Origin of the sequence: Streptomyces luteogriseus (genome assembly GCF_014205055.1) — a bacterium.
Classification (GTDB): Bacteria; Actinomycetota; Actinomycetes; order Streptomycetales; family Streptomycetaceae; genus Streptomyces; species Streptomyces luteogriseus.
This window is the reverse complement of the sequence record NZ_JACHMS010000001.1, coordinates 5,772,789-5,792,631: the sequence shown is the minus strand read 5'-3', so window position 1 is coordinate 5,792,631 and position 19,843 is coordinate 5,772,789. Positions and strand designations below refer to the sequence as shown.

Genomic DNA, 19,843 nt, shown 5'->3' with positions numbered 1-19,843 from the left:
GGGAAGTGAGGTCCGCCTCGCGAAAGCTTCCGATCAGGCGACCGGAACGATGTTCACGACCTTGCGGCCACGGTGGGTGCCGAACTGCACCGAACCGGCCTCGAGGGCGAACAGCGTGTCGTCGCCGCCACGGCCGACGCCGGCGCCCGGGTGGAAGTGGGTGCCACGCTGACGGACCAGGATCTCACCCGCGTTGACGACCTGACCGCCGAAGCGCTTCACGCCGAGCCGCTGGGCATTGGAGTCGCGACCGTTCCGGGTGGACGATGCGCCCTTCTTGTGTGCCATTTCTCCTCAGTCCCTTACTTCGCAGCCGCGGGGATCTCAGTGACCTTGATCGCCGTGTACTGCTGGCGGTGGCCCTGGCGACGGCGGTAACCGGTCTTGTTCTTGTAGCGCAGAATGTCGATCTTCTGGCCCTTGTGGTGGTCCACGACCTCGGCCTGGACCTTGATGCCGGCCAGCACCCACGGGTCGCTGGTCACGGCATCGCCGTCGACAACGAGCAGGGTCGAGAGCTCGACCGAGTCGCCAACCTTGGCAGTGGAAATCTTGTCAACCTCAACGATGTCGCCGACAGCAACCTTGTGCTGGCGACCACCGCTGCGCACGATGGCGTACACGCGGAACTCACTCTCTAGCTCGGGAAACGGCACCCCCGCAGGCCAGCCGCCCGACTCAGCGAGCAGCCTCTCCTGACGCCCGGCGCCCGGAGGATGAGGTTTACGGGGATGTAGGCGCGTCAGTCGACACGCCGACGGTCAAGGTTACGGGGCCGCGGCCGAAGGGGTCAAACCGAGCCGGGCCCGCCACCTGTGCGACCGGTCACGCCGGTCGCGTCCCCCGGGGCGTACGCGGAGTTCGCGCACGCCCCCGGGGATGTCGAGGCCGGTCAGCCCTCGTCGGTGGAGACCGAGACGGAGGACGCGGAGGGCGCCGACTGCTCCGCCGCCACGGTCTTCTTCGACGCGGTCTTCTTGGCGGCGGTCTTGGTGGTCTTCGCCGCCTTCTTGGCCGTCGTCTTCTTGGCGGCGGTCTTCTTCGCCGCGGTCTTCTTGGTGGTGGCGGCCTTCTTCGCCGTGGCCTTCTTGGCCGTCTTGCGGGCCGTCTTCTTGGCGGGCGCCGACTCCTCGGCGGCCTCCTCGATGACGGCACCGTCCGACGCGGGCGCCTGCGGGGCGGACACGGCCTCCTCGGACCCGGCCTCCTCGGGCGCGGCCGACGGGACGACCACGACGGCCGTCTCCTCGGACGCCGTGGACACCGTGGGCTTGCGCACGGCACGGCGCCGCGGACGGGCCGGGGCGGCGCTCTCCGCGGGCACCTCGGCGACCGGCTCGGCGGCCTCGGCCCGCTCGGCCGCCTCCGGGGCCGCGGGCGCGGTCTCGGCGACCGTCACCACGGTCGCCTCGGCCCCCGCCGGAGAACCGGCCGGAGCGGACACCTTGCGGGTGGCCCGGCGCCGGGTACGGCCCTTGGGCGCGGCCTCCTCGACCGGGGCGGCCGACAGGACCGGAGCGGCCTGCGCGGCCTCGACCACCGGGTCCTCCACGGCCATCGGCTCGGCATGTGCCTCGGCGGCCGACTCCGGCTGCACCGGACGGGCGACCTCCTGCTCGGCGGTCACGTCCTGCGCCGTCGGCACCTCGGACTCGGCCTGCTCGGCCCGGCCCCGGCCGCGCCGGGCCCTGTCCCTGCCCTGCTCGGCCTTCGGCTCGGCGGCCTCACCGCGCGGGGAGCCCGCCGGAGCCGACGCCCGCCGGCTCGCCCGGCGACGCGATCGTCCACGGCCGGCCGCGGCCTCCGCCTCGGCGGCGCTGCTGTACAGCTCCTCGTCGGGCTCGAAGGACGGCTCGGGCAGCGCGATCGGCTCTGCCGCCTCGGCTCCGACCTCCGCCTCGGTCTCGGCCTCCTCCTCGGCGGTCTCGACGGCCGCCTCGTGCACGTGCGGCTGCTCGGCGGCGCCGGCACGCGCGCGCTTCTTGCGCTTGCCACCGCCCCCGGCGGCCGTCGGCTGCTCCATGTGCACGATGACACCGCGTCCGTTGCAGTGGACACAGGTCTCGGAGAAGGACTCCAGCAGGCCCTGCCCGACGCGCTTGCGGGTCATCTGCACGAGCCCCAGCGAGGTCACCTCGGCGACCTGGTGCTTCGTACGGTCCCGGCCCAGGCACTCCAGCAGGCGCCGCAGCACCAGGTCCCGGTTGGACTCCAGCACCATGTCGATGAAGTCGATGACGATGATGCCGCCGAGGTCGCGCAGCCGCAGCTGGCGCACGATCTCCTCGGCCGCCTCCAGGTTGTTCCTGGTGACGGTCTCCTCGAGGTTGCCGCCCTGGCCGGTGAACTTGCCGGTGTTGACGTCGACGACGACCATCGCCTCGGTCCGGTCGATCACCAGCGAACCGCCGCTGGGCAGCCACACCTTGCGGTCGAGGGCCTTGGCCAGCTGCTCGTCGATCCGGTACGTGGCGAAGACGTCGACCTCGGAGGTCCACTTCGACAGCCGCTCGGCGAGGTCCGGCGCGACGTGCGAGACGTACCCGTGGATGGTCGACCACGCCTCGTCGCCGCTGACGACGACCTTGGAGAAGTCCTCGTTGAAGATGTCGCGGACGACCCGGACGGTCATGTCCGGCTCGCCGTACAGCAGCGTCGGGGCGTTGCCGCTCTTGGCCTTCTTCTGGATGTCCTCCCACTGCTGCTGCAGCCGCTCGACGTCCCGGCGCAGCTCGTCCTCGCTCGCGCCCTCGGCGGCGGTGCGCACGATGACGCCCGCGTCCTCGGGAACGATCTTCTTGAGGATGGTCTTCAGCCGGGCCCGCTCGGTGTCGGGCAGCTTGCGGCTGATGCCGGTCATGGAGCCCTCGGGCACGTACACGAGGTAGCGGCCCGGGAGGGAGACCTGGCTGGTCAGACGGGCGCCCTTGTGACCGATCGGGTCCTTGGTCACCTGGACGAGCACGGACTGGCCGGACTTCAGGGCGGACTCGATGCGACGCGGCCCGTGGGCCATGCCGAGCGCCTCGAAGTTGACCTCGCCGGCGTACAGGACGGCGTTGCGGCCCTTGCCGATGTCGATGAAGGCGGCCTCCATCGACGGCAGCACGTTCTGCACCTTGCCGAGGTAGACGTTTCCGACGTACGAGGTCGCCTGCTCCTTGTTGACGTAGTGCTCGACGAGCACATCGTCCTCGAGGACGCCGATCTGCGTGCGGTCGCCGTGCTGGCGGACGACCATCACGCGCTCGACGGCCTCGCGGCGGGCCAGGAACTCGGCCTCGGTGATGATCGGCACGCGCCGGCGGCCCTGCTCGCGGCCTTCGCGACGGCGCTGCTTCTTGGCCTCCAGACGGGTCGAGCCCTTGATGGACTGCACCTCGTCGGACGGCTCGGCCTTGGGGCGGGGCTCGCGGACCTTGACGACCGTGCGCTCGGGGTCGTCGTCGGAGGGCTCGGACTCGGTGCCGGAGTCACCGGCACGGCGACGGCGGCGACGGCGACGGCGGCTGCTGCTGGAGCCGCCGGACTCGTCGCGGTCGGTGGCGTCGTCGGAGTCCTCGTCGTCCTCCTCGGCGCTGTCCTCGGTGTCCTGCGCGGCGCCCTGCTCGGACTCCGCGTCCTCGCCGCCCTCACCGTCGGAGTCGGCGGACTCACCGCGCCTGCGGCGGCGGCCGCCCCGGCGACGGCGGCGGCGCGACCCGGAGCCCTCGGACTCCTCCTGGTCGTCGCCGTCGGCCTGGTCCTCGGCGGACTCGTCGGCCTCCTCCGCCTCGTCGGCGGCGGTGTCGGCGGCGGGGGTCTCGGGGACCTGGGCCTCGGGCTCGTCGCCGGCACCCCGGCGACGACGCCGGCGACGTGAGCCGCCGGTCTGCTCCTCGCGCTGGGCCTCGGCCGGAGCGGACTCCTCGGCCTCCTGCGGCTCCTCGGCCCCGACCGCCTCGGCGGCGGCTGCGGCAGCGGCCCGCTCGGGGGTCTGGAACTGGGGCTCGGTGAAGACGGGCGCCTGGAACAGCGCGACGGCGGGCCGCCTCGGACGCGACGTCGACTCGCTCTCGCCGTCGGCCGCGCTCGCGGTCGCCCGGGCGGCGGCCTTCGAGGCCCGCGAGCCCTTGGCGGGCTGGGCGGGCTCGGCGAAGCCACTGGCGGCCCGGCGCACGACCCGGCGACGGCGCCGCGGACCGGCCTCCTCGGCCGCCTCGACAGCTTCTTCGGCTGCGGTCCCGGCGGGGGCGTCGGCGGCGCGGGCGGGCTCGTCGGCGGCGGTCTCGGCGGCGGTCGCCTCGGACGCGCGGGCGGGCTCGGCGTCGGGGTTCTCGGTCACAGGTGCCTTCGCCTCCTCGGCGTTGCCTTCCACCACGTCCGCGGCGGAAGGCGCCCCGGCGGGTGCTGACGCCCGCCGCGAGGCACGCCGGCGAGTCCGACGCGGAGCAGCCTCTTCAGCGGCCTCGGCACCTTCGGCGGCGCCGTCGGCCACGACCGCCGGCTCCGAGGCGTCGGCCTCGGCCGGTGCCGCGAGGGTCTCGGCCGCCTCCGCCGGGGCGGTGGTCCCGGCGGTCTCCGCCGGAGCGGCGACCGGCGTGGTCACGGTGCGGGTGGCACGGCGCCGGGTGCGCTTGGGAGCGGCGTCCTCGGTCGCGTCGGCGGACGCGGCGGGCGTGACCGCCTCGGCCGGCTCGGAGTCGGCGGGAGTGCCGGCGGTCGCCGTGACCACCGTCTCGGCGGCCTGGGCGGCCTCCGGAGCACCGACGGGCGCGGAAGCACGGCGCACGGCGCGACGCCGCTTGGGCGGGGCGGGAGCGGCGGCCTCGTCGCTCTCGACGGCCTCGGGAGCCTTGTCCGCCTCGGCAGCGGCTTCCTCGACCTGGTCGGCCTCCGCGACGTCAGCCGCGAGTTCCTCGGCCTCGGCGGCCGGTATGGCCGGCGCGACGGTCTCCACCGGCGCGTCGGAGGAGGCACCGGTGGGTGGTCCCGCCGGCCGGGACGCGGCACGCCGCCGCCGACGAGGCGGCAGGGTGTCGCTGGGAGTGTTCTGTTCGGAACCCTCTGTGGGTTCGGTCGGTTCGAGCATGCGGGCTTATCTCCCGTCAGGCTCCCGGGCGCCGCGCCTGGTCCGGCGATGCCGGTGACGTCCGCGGCGCGCGCTGTGCGCGTTCGCCGCCGTCCGGGGCGCGGGCGCCGCACGGGAGCTCTCTGTGTCCTGTCTCGCCGGTTCCGTACGCCGAATGCGCACGGCCTGGCGAAAGTCTTCTGGTCGGGTGCGCTGCCCGACCCAGGTGGCTCCCGAGTCCGAGGGCGGCGCTACGACGTCCGTCCCTACGCGGGACCTTCCTTACGCCGACGCCGTCGCGGCGGCAGTCGGTTCGGCCGTTGAGTGGGCCTCGACTGCCTCGCGGTCAGGCGCGAGCGGGTCGGTCACCGTGCCGGTCTCTTCATCGAACAGCCCCTGCGCCAGCCTGGTCACCGCAGCGGGGACCGGCGGCGCCAGGTCGGCCACGGCGCGGAGACCGGACAGGACGTCGTCGGGTCGTACGGCAGGCGTCACGTGCCGAACAACCAGCCGCAGTATCGCACAGGGCTGGTCGGTCGGCCTATCAGCCCGCGAACTGTGCGTTTCCTCCAGGCCGCGAACCTCCAGGCTCGCGACCGCGGAACGGGCGTCGAACGTACGGACGCCGTTCTTGGCGAGGCGCTGGACCTCGACGGTCTCGGCCGCGTTGAAGGCGTCCGCCGCCCGGCGGGCCTCCTCCGGCGGCACTCCGTCCAGCCGGAGCTCCCATACGGAAGCCGTCAGCCGGTCGGCGAGTCCCGAGGTGCGGGCCTCGACCGCCTCGATGATGTCGAGCCCGGTGGGCAGCGACTCGTCGAGGAGGGCCCTGAGCTGCTCCGGGTCGCGCGGCGCGGTGAGCGCGATCTCCAGGTATTCCGCCTCACTGCCCGTGCCGGTGGGTGCGGCATTGGCGTACGACACCTTCGGGTGCGGTGTGAAGCCGGCCGAGTAGGCCATCGGCACCTCGGCACGGCGCAACGCACGCTCGAAGGCGCGCTGGAAGTCACGGTGGCTGGTGAACCGGAGGCGGCCGCGCTTGGTGTAGCGCAGTCGGATGCGCTGCACCGCGGGTGCGGGCGGCGGGCCTTCGGGCTGTCGCTTGCCCAGTGTCGTTCAGTCCTTCGTGAGAGCGGTCGTACTACCACCAAGAGTACGTGCCTCGGGCGCCGATGGTTCCCTCCGGCCGACCGGCTGCGGCTGCCGCGGCTCGCCGAAGAGTATCCGCCGGAAGTCGGCACGGGCCTGACGTACGGATTCCCGGGCGGCGGCCAGCGCCTGCCGGGTGGCCCGTCCCACACCGCGGGCGGCCTCGGCCGCGGGCCGCAGGACGGTGTCCCGCACGACGTGCCCGACGGGCGTCAGGACGCTGCGGTACACCCACCGCACCGGTTCGACGAAGATCCACCGGAGGAGGGTGCCGAGGAAGCGCCCGACGGCGAGCGAGATGTGCCCGGCGACGCGCCAGGCGTGGCCGAGTGCGTCCCACACCTCCCGGCCGATGACCGCCAGGACGCGTCCGACCGGCGTGAGGATCCAGCGCCAGAGGGCGAGCGCGGGCAGGACCAGCAGGATGCGGGCGGTCCAGTAGAGGGCCGCGCCGACGCCGGTGACGATCGTGCTCACCAGCCATACGAGCCCCTTGCCGCACCAGACGATCGCACGCCCGACGGGGGCGAGCAGCCAGGTGTACACCCAGACGGCCGGTACGACGACCAGGTACCTGGCGAGCCATGCCACGACCGTCCAGACGCCGATGCCGAGCGCGGCGAGCCCGGCGCCGAGCCCCTCAAGGACCCACATCACGGCGTGCCCGACGGGTGTGAGCAGGTGCGTGTACACCCAGCCGAGCGCGGCTCCCACACCCCTCGCGAGCCAGGAGACGGCCGCCCCGACGCCCCGGGCGACCCAGGCGAGTCCGTGCCCCACCGGCGTCAGGACGGAGCGGTACAGCCAGACCAGAGGCACGACGAGGAGGACGTTCCCGAGCCATCCGAGGGCCTTGCCCACGGGGACGACGACATACCGCCACAGCCCGACGAACGGCCAGACGAACACCGCCCGTCCGAGCCACAGCAGCGCCCGGCCGAGCGGCCTCAGCAGTGCGTCGTTCAGGAACCGCCCGGTGACGACGAGCGCGTCCCACAGCATCCGCACGGGGACGACCAGGACGAGCACGATGATCCGTACCGGAATCCGGATGGCGACGGCGAGACACCCCTCGGCCGCTTCCGGCTCGCGCCGGACCTGCGGCTCGGCCGGCCGTTTACGCAGATCGACCCGCGCCTCGATGCCCTCGCGGGGATGCTTCTCCAGATCCATACCGTCGTAGACGCCTTCAGGGGCCCGTCCGGATCCAGTACCGCACAACCCCGCCCCGTTCTCCCGCGATTCCTCCACTCGGACGCAAGATCATACGGCTCACGCGGGGGCGAGCCGCACCTGGAGCAGCCGGGGTGACTCCGCGAAGCCGCTGCGGGCGTAGGCGGGGATGGCCCGCGAGCTGGAGTGCACGGTCACCCGCTCCAGCCCGAGCTCGCGGGCCCCGTCCAGGACGGCCCGGACGAGCCGCCCGCCGAGTCCGCCGTCACGCGCCTCGGGTACGACATACACGCATTGCAGATCGCCGGAGGCCCGCCGCGGCGACCGGGGCGTGGGCACCCGCTGCACCACCGCGAGCCAGGCCATGCCGATGACCCGGTCGCCACGGACGGCCACCGTGCAGCGGTGGGTCCGGGCGTTCTCCCCCGCCCAGGCGACGAAGTGCCATACGAAGTCTTCGGGTTCGCCGAGGTCCTGCGAGCCGTTCTCGACGAGCCACTCCCACCGGAGGCCGGCCACGGCCGCGAGTTCGCCGGGGTGGGCCGGGCGGATGCTGATGTTCTCCATCAGAGCAGTGTGGGATCCGCGCCCCCGTCCGTCTCCCAGCGCAGCAGATCTCCCGGCTGGCACTCCAGTACCTCGCACAGCGCGGCGAGGGTGGAGAAGCGGACCGCCTTGGCGCGACCGTTCTTGAGCACGGCCAGGTTGGCGGGGGTGATGCCGACCCGTTCCGCCAGTTCGCCCACGGACATCTTGCGTTTGGCCAGCATCACGTCGATGTCGACGGCGATGGGCATCAGATGACCTCTTCCAGCTCGGCCCGCATCTGGGCCGCCTCGATGTCGCGTGCGACGGCCTGCGCGAGCAGCATCCGCAGCACCAGCACGACCAGTGCCACGCCCAGTACGGCCATCACGACGCCGCACAGCAGGAGGACCACTCCGGGGGCGACGGCCTCGCCCGGTGCGAGCACGACCGCGAGCGCGAAGACCAGCAGGGCGGCCGCCACGAACGCGCCGATCACGATGTGCACATAGCGGAAGGCGGCGGTGGAGAACACCGTCCCGCGACGCACCATCGTCACCAGCCGCCACACGCAGACCACGACGACCTGGGCCGTCACGATACCCAGGACCGTGATCACGAGGAGCGGGGTGCGCAGATACGCGTACTCGGGCCTGAGCCCGTTCATGTCGGCGGCGAGCAGCGGCACCATCACCGCCTGCACGAACAGGGACCCGGCGAGCAACACCACGAGCACCCCGCGCAACGCCGCCACGGCCAGCTTTCCCATCGCCACTCCCTCGATCGAGCCACGATGGAAATCTATCGAGATTCGATAGGTGATGCAAGGAGTCCGCCCCACCACCGGCGTTGTGTGGCACATGGCCCCGTGACAGGAGGTACGCCTACCCGACGCCCCGGCCGAGGAGGACGGCAGTGGGTCGGCGCGTGTCGGCACGGGAGATGGCCCCGCGAGGTCGGCCGGCGGGTAGGCGGCTGGGGCAGCCCGACGTGACGGCTCCCCCAGCACACATTCTGAACTGGGGGAACCTGACCGAGTAAGTCCCCCGGGGGAGCGTCACCAACCCGGCCTGCTGAGCGGGTCCCCCGCAGGACGGGCCTCTCACCTCCCAGGCCCCGCACGCGGGGCGTGGCACGAGCGCAGGGGCCTCTGGTGCTCCGCGAGGCGGTACGCGGAGAGTGTTCACAGTGAGAGGAACCCGGCGGGCGGCTCTCCTCAGTGCGCGTGGCCGCTCGGCGCCGGAGCCGCGTTCTTGACCGTCAAGGGAAGGAGCTTCTTGCCCGTCGGGCCGATCTGGATCTGGGTGTCCATCTGCGGGCACACCCCGCAGTCGAAGCACGGCGTCCAGCGGCAGTCCTCGACCTCGGTCTCGTCGAGGGAGTCCTGCCAGTCCTCCCAGAGCCAGTCCTTGTCCAGGCCGGAGTCGAGGTGGTCCCACGGGAGGACCTCCTCGTAGGTGCGCTCGCGGGTGGTGTACCAGTCGACGTCGACACCGAAGGCGGGCAGCGTCTTGTCCGCGCAGGCCATCCAGCGGTCGTACGAGAAGTGCTCGCGCCAGCCGTCGAAGCGGCCGCCGTCGTCGTAGACCGCGCGGATGACCGCGCCGATGCGGCGGTCGCCGCGGGAGAGCAGGCCCTCGACGATGCCGGGCTTGCCGTCGTGGTAGCGGAAGCCGATGGAGCGGCCGTACTTCTTGTCGCCGCGGATCTTGTCCCGCAGCTTCTGCAGACGGGCGTCCGTCTCCTCGGCGGAGAGCTGCGGGGCCCACTGGAAGGGCGTGTGCGGCTTGGGGACGAAACCGCCGATCGAGACCGTGCAGCGGATGTCGTTGGAGCGGGAGACCTCGCGGCCCTTGGCGATGACCTTCGTCGCCATGTCGGCGATCTGCAGGACGTCGTCGTCGGTCTCGGTCGGCAGGCCGCACATGAAGTACAGCTTCACCTGGCGCCAGCCGTTGCCGTACGCCGTCGAGACCGTGCGGATCAGGTCCTCTTCCGAGACCATCTTGTTGATGACCTTGCGGATGCGTTCCGAGCCGCCCTCGGGGGCGAAGGTCAGGCCGGAGCGGCGGCCGTTCCTGGTGAGCTCGTTCGCCAGGTCGATGTTGAAGGCGTCCACGCGGGTGGAGGGGAGCGACAGACCGATCTTGTCGTCCTCGTAGCGGTCGGCGAGGCCCTTGGCGATGTCGCCGATCTCCGTGTGGTCGGCGGAGGAGAGCGACAGCAGGCCGACCTCCTCGAAGCCCGTCGCCTTCAGACCCTGCTCGACCATGTCGCCGATGCCCGTGATGGAGCGCTCGCGCACCGGGCGGGTGATCATGCCGGCCTGGCAGAAACGGCAGCCCCGGGTGCAGCCGCGGAAGATCTCCACCGACATGCGCTCGTGGACCGTCTCGGCCAGCGGGACCAGCGGCTGCTTGGGGTAGGGCCACTCGTCGAGGTCCATGACGGTGTGCTTGGAGACCCGCCACGGGACCCCGCTGCGCTTGGGCACGACACGGGCGATACGGCCGTCCGGCAGGTACTCGACGTCGTAGAAGCCGGGGACGTACACCCCGCCCGTCCGCGCCAGGCGGAAGAGGAGCTCCTCGCGGCCGCCGGGGCGGCCCTCCGCCTTCCAGGCACGGACGATCGCGGTGATCTCCAGGACCGCCTGCTCGCCGTCGCCGATCACGGCGCAGTCGATGAAGTCGGCGATCGGCTCGGGGTTGAACGCCGCGTGGCCGCCGGCCAGGACGATCGGGTCGTCCAGACCGCGGTCCTTGGCCTCCAGCGGGATGCCGGCCAGGTCGAGGGCGGCCAGCATGTTCGTGTAGCCCAGCTCCGTGGAGAAGGACAGGCCGAACACGTCGAAGGCCTTCACCGGCCGGTGGCTGTCCACCGTGAACTGCGGGACGTGGTGCTCCCGCATGAGCTCCTCGAGGTCCGGCCACACGCTGTACGTGCGCTCGGCGAGGACGCCCTGCTGCTCGTTGAGCACCTCGTAGAGGATCATGACGCCCTGGTTGGGCAGACCGACCTCGTAGGCGTCCGGGTACATGAGCGCCCAGCGGACGTCACAGGAGTCCCAGTCCTTGACTGTGGAGTTGAGCTCTCCGCCGACGTACTGGATCGGCTTCTGCACATGCGGGAGCAGAGCTTCGAGCTGCGGGAAGACCGACGCAGCGACTTCGGCAGGCATGTCGCGCACCTTCGTGAGCTGGACTGAACTGACAGGGGTGACCATCCAGACTAACGCGATCGCGGGGAGCCTCCGTACGCCGGAAGGTCACAGGGCCGCCGCACCGTCCTTGATCCCGTCCCAGAACCCGGGCAGTTCGGCCTCCACACGCACCGCGCGCTGCTCCTCGCGCTCATGGAGGAGGCCGTAGGTGAAGGCGCTCTCCCCCGCCGCGTGGGCGACCGCCGACAGCTCGCGCAGGGCCTGCCGGGCCATCACGCTGTCCTGGTGCTCGCCGAGCCGGTTCTGCAGCGCCTTCATGGACTTGACCATGGTCTTGGCCGGCTTGCCGAGGACGGGTTCGGCCGCCTCCGCCGCGTAGCGGGTGCGCTTGGCCTTCTTGCGTGCCTCGTGCAGCGCGACGTCCCGGTCGGTGCCGGGCTCCAGGTCCGCCGCCTGCGCGATCAGCCGGGACACCTTGCGGAAGTCCTTGCGCACGGCCTTGGCGATGGGCTTGCGGGGCTCCTTGGCGGCCGCCTTGAGAAGCGGTGGGTCGGCGATCAGCGCGTCCAGGGTGTCGAGCAGGGCCAGGTAGCGGCGGGAGTCCAGGACCCCGAGGAGGCGGCCGCGGGCCCCGCCGTGCTCGGCGCTGGACCAGGAGTGCAGGCGCTTGGAGACGGGGCCGCGCACCAGGGCGGCGGGCACCTCGTCGACGGCCGCGGTCAGCCGCTCGGTCAGCACCTCGCGGTCCCGGTCCAGGCCGAGCTCACCGGCGAGCCACTTGAGCTCGTCGGCGACGGGGTCGGTGACGGCACGGTCGAGGATCGCGCCGAACGACTTGAAGGTGCTGCGCATCCGGCGGGTGGCCACGCGCATGCTGTGCACGGAGTCCTCGACGTCCCGGCGGACGGCGGGGTCGAGCTCGACGATCGCGTCCCGCTGGGTGCGCAGATAGGCCAGCACGTGGTCTCCGGCGGTCACCGATCGCCGCACGTGCGCGGACTTGCGCCGCTTCCCCGGTGCCGTCTCCTCCAGGGCGCGGGCCAGCTTCGACGACGACGCCGACGGCCGTACGCCCGCCTTGCGCAGCCGCTTCTCCACCTTGTCGAGCAGGGCCGGGTCTCCCCCGTCGGCGAGCTCCACCTCGACCTCGGTCCACTGTGCTTCGCCGCCGCGTCCCGTGAGCCGCTCGGCGTGCACGGTGTCCACGCTCACCTCGGCGAGCAGCCGGCCGTCGGCGTCGTGCAGGTGGCGTACCGCGCGGGCGGAGCGCAGCCGGACGACCGGGAGCAGCTCGCTGTCGCGGACGCGGGAGCGGACCAGCGCGGCGAGGTCGTCGGGGAGGGTGTCGGAGAGCGGGGCGTGGATCTCGTCGCGGACGTCCGGCGCGATCGGGAACTTCAGGTGCCAGCCCGCGTCGGAACCGCCGGTGCGGCGGCGCAGGGTGATCGAGGACGCGGCGAGGCGCTCGTCCCCGGTGTCGTAGTAGGTGGCGTCGAGGTGGGCCATGCCCTTGTCGACCACGGCGGCGACCCCGCCGGCTCCGGTCAGGTCGGGCAGCCCGCTCTCGTCGGATTCGTACTTGCGCTCGATCTCGCGTTTCGTCTCCGCCATGAACCAAATCTAGTGGCTGATCGGCCGGGACAGCAGTGGTGGGCGTCCTGGAGAGGGGCGGCCCTTCAGGTCGTCAGCAGGGCCCGCATCTCCTCGCCGTCCGGGAACGGCGCGTCCTTCACCGTCCGGGAGACGAGGTACACATGGGCGTCCTCGAACTGGTGGTACGACAGTGGCTCGGGGCCCTGTCCGACGATCAGCACGTTGTGCTCCAGGCGCCAGCTGACGTAGCGGGTGTCGTACCTGGGCTGCCGGATGTCGTGGTCCGGCAGGCCCAGCCGCTCGGTGAAGCGCTCCACCACGGCGGCGAAGTGGGCGTCGAACTCCGGCCGCCAGGCGCCCTCCGCACTGGTCCAGCCGGGCATCGCGCCCCAGCAGTCCTCGTCGAGCAGTCCGCCGTCGACGGAGTAGAGGTAGGCGAACGGCAGCTGGAGCGAGCCGTCGCCGTCGCAGGTGACGAAGTGGCCCTGCGGGGTGATGTGGGTGGCGTCGGGGACATCGGGGGTGTCCTCGTACGCCGGCCCGCGCACCGCCTGCGCCCAGTCGGACCAGGCGGCCTCGCGCATCCGCGCCTCGATGGCGTCGGCATCGGTCAGGTCCAGCTCCGCCAGTGCGAGGAGCCGGCTCACCAGCTCCTCGGTCACCGGGCACTGGGCGACATACGCCCCGGACATTCCGCTCCCCCCCGTTCGGGCCGCTAGGCCGACATCGGCCGCTGCATCCGGATCGACTGCAGCAACCCCACCGCTATCCACACGGCGAACATCGACGATCCTCCGTAGGACACGAACGGCAGCGGCAGGCCCGTGACGGGCATGATGCCGAGGGTCATGCCGACGTTCTCGAACGTCTGGAAGGCGAACCAGGCGACGATGCCCGCGGCCACGATCGTGCCGTACAGGTCCGAGGTCTCCCGGGCGATGCGGCAGGCCCGCCACAGGACGATGCCGAGGAGCACGATGATCAGGCCGCCGCCGAGGAAGCCCAGCTCCTCCCCCGCCACGGTGAAGACGAAGTCCGTCTGCTGTTCGGGGACGAACTGGCCGGTGGTCTGCGAGCCGTGGAAGAGGCCGGAGCCGGACAGGCCGCCCGAACCGATGGCGATACGGGCCTGGTTGGTGTTGTAGCCGACGCCGGCCGGGTCGAGCTCGGGGTTGGCGAAGGCGGCGAAGCGGTTGATCTGGTACTCGTCGAGGATCCCGATCTGCCAGACGGTGACCGCGCCCAGGGTGCCCGCGCCGAGCAGGCCGAACACCCACCGGTTGGACGCCCCGGAGGCCAGCAGCACGCCGAGCACGATGATGACCATCACCATGACCGACCCGAGGTCGGGCATCAGCATCACGATCAGCATCGGCACGGTGGCCAGGCCGAGTGCCTGCACGACCGTGCGGTGGTCGGGGTACTGCTTGTCACCCGCGTCGACCCGGGCCGCCAGCAGCATCGCCGTGCCCAGGATGATCGTGATCTTCACGAACTCCGAGGGCTGGAGCGAGAAGCCGCCGGGCAGCTTGATCCAGGAGTGGGCGCCGTTGATCGTGGAGCCGAGCGGGGTGAGCACCAGCAGGATCAGCACCAGCGAGAAGCCGTACAGGACCGGGACGGCCGTGCGCAGGGCGCGGTGGCCGAGCCAGACCGTGCCGGCCATCAGCGCGAGGCCGATGCCGGTGTTCAGCAGGTGGCGGACGAGGAAGTAGTACTGGTCGCCCTGGTTGAGCTCCGTGCGGTTGCGGGTCGCCGAGTACACGAGGAGCGTGCCGAGCAGCGACAGGGCCACCGCCGACAGCAGGATGGGCCAGTCGAGCCGCCGCGCCACCGAGTCACGGGCCAGCAGCCGCGTCCAGCCGGAGCGCTCGGGCCCGTAGCCGGAGACCTGGAAGCTGTTCACTCCGCCGGTCATGCCGGGCACCTCCGGTTTCCCCGGCGGCGCCGCCGCCTTCGGGTGTCACGGTTCTCGGGTGACGGCGGGGCCGACGTGACGGGCTGGAGCGGGTCGGCCGGGGCGTTCGGGTCCTTCTTGTCGGCCTTCTGGTCCTTGGCCGGGTCCTTGGGGACCTTCGGGGAGGCGATGGTGCCGTCCGTCTTGACCTTCGGCAGGGCCTTCTGCGGGGTGGGCAGCAGTGCCTTCTTCGTGTCGATGTCGCCGTCCTCGGAGACGCCGTACAGCGCGTTGTAGATGTTGCGGACGGCGGGGCCCGAGGCGCCGGAACCCGTACCACCCTGGGAGATCGTCATGACGATCGAGTAGTCCTTGGTGTACGTGGCGAACCAGGAGGTCGTCTGCTTGCCGTAGACCTCCGCCGTACCCGTCTTGGCGTGCATCGGGATCTTGTCCTGCGGCCAGCCGCCGAACCTCCAGGCGGCCGTACCGCGGGTGGCGACTCCCGCGAGGGCTTCGTCTATCTCGTCGCGGGTCTTCTGCGTCATCGGCAGCTTGCCGTGCGACTCGGGCTTGATCGGCGTGACCGTCTTGCCGTCGGCGCTGATGACGGCCTTGCCGACGGAGGGGTTGTAGAGGGTGCCGCCGTTGGAGATGGCCGAGTAGATGGTGGCCATCTGGATGGGCGTGACGAGGGTGTCGCCCTGGCCGATGGAGTAGTTCACGGAGTCACCGGCGCGCATGCGGTTGCCTTCGAGGCAGTTCTCGTAGGCGATCTTCTCGGCGTAGCTGCCGTTGCGCTTGCCGGTGCGGCACCAGGCGTCCTTGTTGGCCTTCCAGTAGTTCAGCTTCCACTGGCGGTCGGGGACGCGGCCGGTGACCTCGTTGGGGAGGTCGATGCCGGTCTCCTTGCCGAGGCCGAACTGGTGGGCGGTCTTGTAGAACCAGTCGTGGGGCTTCTTCTTCGGCTTGGTGCCGCCGTCGCGCTTCCACTCCTCGTGGGAGAGCGCGTAGAAGACGGTGTCGCAGGACACCTCCAGGGCGCGGCCGAGGCTGATGGGGCCGTGGCTCTGGGACTCGAAGTTCTTGAAGACCTGGCCGCCGATCGAGTACGAACTCGAGCAGTTGTAGGGGCCGTTGAAGGAGTACCCGGCGTTGACCGCGGCGGCCGTCGGGATGACCTTGAAGATGGAGCCGGGGGCCGACTGGCCCTGGATGGCGCGGTTGAGCAGCGGGTAGTTCGAGCTCTTGCCGGTGAGGCGGGTGTAGTCCTTGGCGGAGATGCCGCCCACCCAGGCGTTCGGGTCGTAGGTGGGGTTCGAGGCCATGGCGACGACGCGGCCGGTCTTGGCCTCCATCACCACGACGGCACCGGAGTCGGCCTTGTAGTTGGTGCCGGTGTTGCGGTCGTGCTGCTTGCGGGCTTCCTTCATCGCCTCGTTCAGCTGGTACTCGGCGACGCGCTGGACCCGGGAGTCGATGCTGGTGACGAGGTTGTCGCCGGGGTGGGCCGGGTCGGCCTCGGCCTGGCCGATGACCCGGCCGAGGTTGTCGACCTCGTAGCGGGTGACGCCGGCCTTGCCGCGCAGCGCCTTGTCGTACTGGCGCTCCAGGCCGGAGCGGCCGACCTGGTCGGAGCGCAGATACGGCGAGTTGGTGTTCTGCGCCTTCTTGATCTCCTCGTCGGTGACCGGGGAGAGGTAGCCGAGGACCTGGGCGGTGTTGGCCTTGCCCGGGCTCGGGTAGCGGCGCACGGCCTCCGGCTCGGCGGTGATGCCGGGGAAGTCCTCGGCGCGCTCGCGGATCTGCAGGGCCTGTTTGGCGGTGGCCTCGTCGGTGATGGGGATGGGCTGGTAGGGCGAGCCGTTCCAGCAGGGCTGCGGCGTCTTGGCGTCGCACAGCCGCACCTTCATCTGGACATCCTTGGGCGTCATGCCCAGGACCCCGGCGAGCTTGGTGAGGACTTCCTTGCCGTCGTCCTTCATCTTCAGCAGATCGGTGCGGGAGGCGGAGACCACCAGCCGCGTCTCGTTGTCCGCGATCGCCACGCCCCGCGCGTCCAGGATCGAGCCGCGGACGGCCGGCTGGACGACCTGCTGGACGTGGTTGCCCGAGGCCTCCTTGGCGTAGGCGGCGCCCTCACGGATCTGGAGGTACCACAGGCGTCCGCCGAGGGTGAGCAGGAGGGAGAGGACGAGGACCTGGATGACGACGAGCCGGATCTGGACCCGTGAGTTCCTGCCGGTCTCGGGAATGTTGGTCACTGCGGCTGCCTCCCCCTCTCGGTGCGCGTACGGGTGTGCGGGTGCGGCGGTGCGGCCGGGCACGGATGTGCGGATACGAGTGATGAACGACGGGCCCACGAGCCGGCGTTCCTACCGGAGCGATCCGTTCGGGTGAACTTCTCCGAGGTCACAGCCGCTTGACCCCCTTGATGCGCCCCGCGCGTGCCATCCGTGCCCGGGCCGCCTTCACCCTCAGCCCGTTGCGCTGGCTGCCGATCTTGAGTCCGGTGCCGCCGGAGAGCCAGCCGGAGGAGATGTCCGTGGCCTTCGCGGCGGCCGAGGTCGACTCGGCGAGCGGATCGTTCTCGGCGCGCCGGGCCAGGGCCATGATTCCCGGGACGACGAACGGGGCGAGCAGCAGGTCGTACAGTGCGGCCGTGAACAGCAGGCTGCCGAGGCCGACGTGGCGGGCGGCGGTGTCGCCGACGAGGGCGCCGACCCCGGCGTACAGCAGGGTGGAGCCGACCGCGGCGGCGAACACCACGACCATGGGGCCGGTCGCGGACTTCAGCTGCCCCGTCTCGGGTTTCACCAGGCCGGCGAGGTAGCCGATGACGCACAGCACCAAGGCGTAGCGCCCGGCGGCGTGGTCGGCGGGCGGGGCCAGGTCGGCGAGCAGGCCCGCGCCGAACCCGACGAGGGCTCCGCCCACGTGCCCGTACACCAGCGCGAGGCCGAGCACGGTGAGCAGCAGCAGGTCGGGCACGGCGCCGGGCAGATGAAGGCGGGCGAGGACGCTCACCTGGATCACCAGGGCGACGACGACCAGGGCGGAGGAGAGCAGGATCCGGTTGACGCGCATGGGGTGACAGCTCCTACTGCTCTTGCTGGTTCTGGCCGTCCACGGGTGCCTCGGCCGACGGCGTCACGGTCACCGTCACCGTCGGCCTGGGGGTCGGCTTGGGCTTGGGCGGGAGGACCGTGTCGCGCGGGTCCTTCTTCGGGGCCTCGACGACGACTCCGACGATGTCGAGCTTGGTGAAGCCGACGTACGGCGTGACGTAGAGCGTGCGGGTCAGGCCGCCGCCGGAGGGGTCGACGCGGGAGACCACGCCGACGGGCACGCCGGGTACGAACGGCCGGTCGGCCTGCGAGCCGAAGGTGACCAGGCGGTCGCCCTTCTTCACCTCCGCCTTGCCGTTGAGGAGTTCGACGCGCAGCGGGCGGTCGCCCTGCCCGGAGGCGAAGCCGAGCTCGTCGCCGGACTCCATCCGGGTGCCGACCGTGAAGTCGGGGTCGCTGGCGAGCAGGACCGTGGCGGTGTTGGGCCCGACGGTGGTGACGCGGCCGACGAGCCCCTCCCCGTTCAGGACGGTCATGTCGCGCTTGATGCCGTCGTTGGCGCCGACGTCGATGGTGATGGTCCAGGAGAAGCCCTGTGCGGCTCCGATGGCGATGACCTCGGCGCCCTTGATGCCGTACTGGCCCTGGCCGGCGATCTTCAGCATCTTGTCGAGCTGCTTGAGGCGGCTGCGGCTGCGGTCGTCGCTGCCGAGACGCGCCTTCAGGGCCGCGTTCTCCTTTTCCAGCGCGGCGAGCCGGTCGTGCCGTTCACCGGAGTCGCGGATGGCGGAGACCGCGTTGCCGACCGGGTCGACCGCGGCCGAGACGCCGCTCTCGATCGGGCCGAAGACCGTCGCCGCGCCCTGCCGGGCACCGTCGACGGGCGAGTCCTCCCCGCCGCGGATGTCCACCGTGATCAACGCGAATGCGACAGCGATCAGCAGCACCAGGAGCAGCCGGCTCTCTCGTGTGTCCCTCACGTGCGGCGGCCGTGCCCTTCCTCATAGGAATTCGGGAAGCCCCAGGGAAACCCGAAGGGCTGCTTTGTGGGAGCTTATGCCTCTATATCAACGATCCGCCGTACGAGAGGAGATCGTCCCGTACGGCGGAATCGAAGAGTTATGTCATCTGCGCGGCTGGGCGTCCAGCACCTGCTGGAGCGCCTCGAACTCCTCGACGCACTTTCCGGATCCGAGCGCCACGCTGTCCAGCGGGTCCTCGGCGATGTGGATCGGCATGCCGGTCTCCCGGCGCAGCCGCTCGTCGAGACCGCGCAGCAGCGCTCCGCCGCCGGTCAGAACGATTCCTCGGTCCATGATGTCGCCGGACAGCTCCGGCGGGCACTTGTCGAGGGTCGTCTTGACGGCGTCGACGATCGCGTTGACCGGCTCCTCGATCGCCTTGCGGACTTCGGCGGCGGAGATGACGACGGTCTTCGGCAGCCCGGAGACGAGGTCCCGGCCGCGGATTTCGGTGTGCTCGTCGGAGTCGAGGTCGTACGCCGAACCGATCGTGATCTTGATCTGCTCGGCCGTGCGCTCACCCAGCAGGAGGGAGTACTCCTTCTTGATGTGCTGGATGATCGCGTTGTCCAGTTCGTCGCCCGCGACACGGATGGACTGGGCGGTGACGATGCCGCCGAGGGAGATGACCGCGACCTCCGTGGTGCCGCCGCCGATGTCGACCACCATGTTGCCCGTGGCCTCGTGGACCGGCAGGCCGGAGCCGATGGCCGCGGCCATGGGCTCCTCGATGATGTGCACCTGACGGGCGCCGGCCTGGGACGACGCCTCGATGACGGCGCGGCGCTCGACGCCCGTGATGCCCGAGGGCACACAGACGACGACCCGCGGACGAGCCAGATACCGCCGCTTGTGGATCTTCAGGATGAAGTAGCGGAGCATCCGCTCGGTGATCTCGAAGTCGGCGATCACGCCGTCCTTCAGCGGACGAACGGCAACGATGTTGCCGGGCGTGCGCCCGATCATCTTCTTCGCTTCGGCGCCGACCGCGAGGATGCCACCGGTGTTGGTGTTGATCGCGACGACGGACGGCTCGTTGAGTACGATCCCGCGACCCCTGACGTACACCAGCGTGTTGGCGGTCCCGAGGTCGACAGCCATGTCACGGCCGATGAACGACATTGAGTTCCCCATCAGGATTCGTCTGGCCTTCCCACTGGCTTTTGAGGGCTTTTCAGGTAGGCAAAGGTGGGTGCTGTGACGTGA

At 71.2% G+C, this 19,843-nt stretch carries 16 protein-coding genes; all 16 read right to left on the bottom strand.

What is annotated here, in order from left to right:
* Positions 1 to 33: 33 nt before the first annotated feature.
* Complete coding sequence (gene rpmA / locus BJ965_RS25695) at positions 34 to 288, bottom strand: 50S ribosomal protein L27 (protein ID WP_003990207.1); 255 nt, start codon at positions 286 to 288, stop codon at positions 34 to 36.
* Between the two features lie 14 nt (positions 289 to 302).
* Positions 303 to 623, bottom strand: coding sequence for a 50S ribosomal protein L21 (rplU, locus tag BJ965_RS25690; protein ID WP_031130898.1), 321 nt, complete (start codon positions 621 to 623; stop codon positions 303 to 305).
* 269 nt (positions 624 to 892) lie between these two features.
* Entirely contained in the window at positions 893 to 5,071 is a 4,179-nt protein-coding gene (locus tag BJ965_RS25685) for an Rne/Rng family ribonuclease (RefSeq protein ID WP_184911187.1), read from the bottom strand.
* 261 nt (positions 5,072 to 5,332) lie between these two features.
* Entirely contained in the window at positions 5,333 to 6,115 is a 783-nt protein-coding gene (locus BJ965_RS25680; RefSeq protein ID WP_184911185.1) for a TIGR03936 family radical SAM-associated protein, read from the bottom strand.
* A 48-nt stretch (positions 6,116 to 6,163) separates the two neighbouring features.
* Positions 6,164 to 7,369, bottom strand: a complete 1,206-nt coding sequence (locus BJ965_RS25675) for a hypothetical protein (RefSeq protein ID WP_184911183.1) — start codon at positions 7,367 to 7,369, stop codon at positions 6,164 to 6,166.
* A 99-nt stretch (positions 7,370 to 7,468) separates the two neighbouring features.
* Complete coding sequence (locus BJ965_RS25670; protein WP_184911181.1) at positions 7,469 to 7,936, bottom strand: GNAT family N-acetyltransferase; 468 nt, start codon at positions 7,934 to 7,936, stop codon at positions 7,469 to 7,471.
* On the bottom strand, positions 7,936 to 8,166 hold the full coding sequence (locus tag BJ965_RS25665) for a helix-turn-helix domain-containing protein (RefSeq protein ID WP_184911179.1): 231 nt from the start codon (positions 8,164 to 8,166) through the stop codon (positions 7,936 to 7,938). Before BJ965_RS25665 ends, BJ965_RS25670 begins: the two co-directional genes overlap by 1 nt.
* The gene (locus tag BJ965_RS25660) at positions 8,166 to 8,663 is read right to left on the bottom strand and encodes a DUF2975 domain-containing protein (RefSeq protein WP_184911177.1); all 498 of its coding nucleotides are present in this window, start codon (positions 8,661 to 8,663) and stop codon (positions 8,166 to 8,168) included. Before BJ965_RS25660 ends, BJ965_RS25665 begins: the two co-directional genes overlap by 1 nt.
* 447 nt (positions 8,664 to 9,110) lie before the next feature.
* Complete coding sequence (locus BJ965_RS25655) at positions 9,111 to 11,075, bottom strand: TIGR03960 family B12-binding radical SAM protein (protein ID WP_184911175.1); 1,965 nt, start codon at positions 11,073 to 11,075, stop codon at positions 9,111 to 9,113.
* An 87-nt stretch (positions 11,076 to 11,162) separates the two neighbouring features.
* Entirely contained in the window at positions 11,163 to 12,668 is a 1,506-nt protein-coding gene (locus BJ965_RS25650) for a CYTH and CHAD domain-containing protein (RefSeq protein WP_184911173.1), read from the bottom strand.
* 65 nt (positions 12,669 to 12,733) lie between these two features.
* A complete protein-coding gene (locus BJ965_RS25645) occupies positions 12,734 to 13,342 on the bottom strand; it encodes a hypothetical protein (RefSeq protein WP_184911171.1) in 609 nt (202 codons plus the stop codon).
* A gap of 23 nt (positions 13,343 to 13,365) precedes the next feature.
* Complete coding sequence (rodA, locus tag BJ965_RS25640) at positions 13,366 to 14,568, bottom strand: rod shape-determining protein RodA (protein ID WP_184911169.1); 1,203 nt, start codon at positions 14,566 to 14,568, stop codon at positions 13,366 to 13,368.
* Positions 14,565 to 16,811, bottom strand: coding sequence for a penicillin-binding protein 2 (gene mrdA, locus BJ965_RS25635; RefSeq protein WP_184911167.1), 2,247 nt, complete (start codon positions 16,809 to 16,811; stop codon positions 14,565 to 14,567). The genes rodA and mrdA overlap by 4 nt, the downstream gene beginning before the upstream one ends.
* Before the next feature lie 148 nt (positions 16,812 to 16,959).
* The gene (mreD, locus tag BJ965_RS25630) at positions 16,960 to 17,634 is read right to left on the bottom strand and encodes a rod shape-determining protein MreD (protein ID WP_184911165.1); all 675 of its coding nucleotides are present in this window, start codon (positions 17,632 to 17,634) and stop codon (positions 16,960 to 16,962) included.
* Between the two features lie 13 nt (positions 17,635 to 17,647).
* Entirely contained in the window at positions 17,648 to 18,595 is a 948-nt protein-coding gene (gene mreC / locus BJ965_RS25625) for a rod shape-determining protein MreC (protein ID WP_184911163.1), read from the bottom strand.
* A 144-nt stretch (positions 18,596 to 18,739) separates the two neighbouring features.
* Positions 18,740 to 19,759: a rod shape-determining protein gene (locus tag BJ965_RS25620; protein ID WP_004001297.1), complete on the bottom strand. Its 1,020-nt coding sequence runs from the start codon at positions 19,757 to 19,759 to the stop codon at positions 18,740 to 18,742.
* Between the last annotated feature and the right edge of the window lie 84 nt (positions 19,760 to 19,843).

What these genes read in the sequence shown, in the direction of transcription:
- mreD (WP_184911165.1), bottom strand. Translation starts at nt 17,634, where the DNA reads ATGCGCGTCAACCGGATCCTGCTCTCCTCCGCCCTGGTCGTCGTCGCC.
- BJ965_RS25650 (WP_184911173.1), bottom strand. Translation starts at nt 12,668, where the DNA reads ATGGCGGAGACGAAACGCGAGATCGAGCGCAAGTACGAATCCGACGAG.
- BJ965_RS25660 (WP_184911177.1), bottom strand. Translation starts at nt 8,663, where the DNA reads ATGGGAAAGCTGGCCGTGGCGGCGTTGCGCGGGGTGCTCGTGGTGTTG.
- rpmA (WP_003990207.1), bottom strand. Translation starts at nt 288, where the DNA reads ATGGCACACAAGAAGGGCGCATCGTCCACCCGGAACGGTCGCGACTCC.
- BJ965_RS25675 (WP_184911183.1), bottom strand. Translation starts at nt 7,369, where the DNA reads ATGGATCTGGAGAAGCATCCCCGCGAGGGCATCGAGGCGCGGGTCGAT.
- BJ965_RS25645 (WP_184911171.1), bottom strand. Translation starts at nt 13,342, where the DNA reads ATGTCCGGGGCGTATGTCGCCCAGTGCCCGGTGACCGAGGAGCTGGTG.
- BJ965_RS25620 (WP_004001297.1), bottom strand. Translation starts at nt 19,759, where the DNA reads ATGTCGTTCATCGGCCGTGACATGGCTGTCGACCTCGGGACCGCCAAC.
- BJ965_RS25670 (WP_184911181.1), bottom strand. Translation starts at nt 7,936, where the DNA reads ATGGAGAACATCAGCATCCGCCCGGCCCACCCCGGCGAACTCGCGGCC.
- BJ965_RS25655 (WP_184911175.1), bottom strand. Translation starts at nt 11,075, where the DNA reads ATGCCTGCCGAAGTCGCTGCGTCGGTCTTCCCGCAGCTCGAAGCTCTG.
- rodA (WP_184911169.1), bottom strand. Translation starts at nt 14,568, where the DNA reads ATGACCGGCGGAGTGAACAGCTTCCAGGTCTCCGGCTACGGGCCCGAG.
- BJ965_RS25685 (WP_184911187.1), bottom strand. Translation starts at nt 5,071, where the DNA reads ATGCTCGAACCGACCGAACCCACAGAGGGTTCCGAACAGAACACTCCC.
- BJ965_RS25665 (WP_184911179.1), bottom strand. Translation starts at nt 8,166, where the DNA reads ATGCCCATCGCCGTCGACATCGACGTGATGCTGGCCAAACGCAAGATG.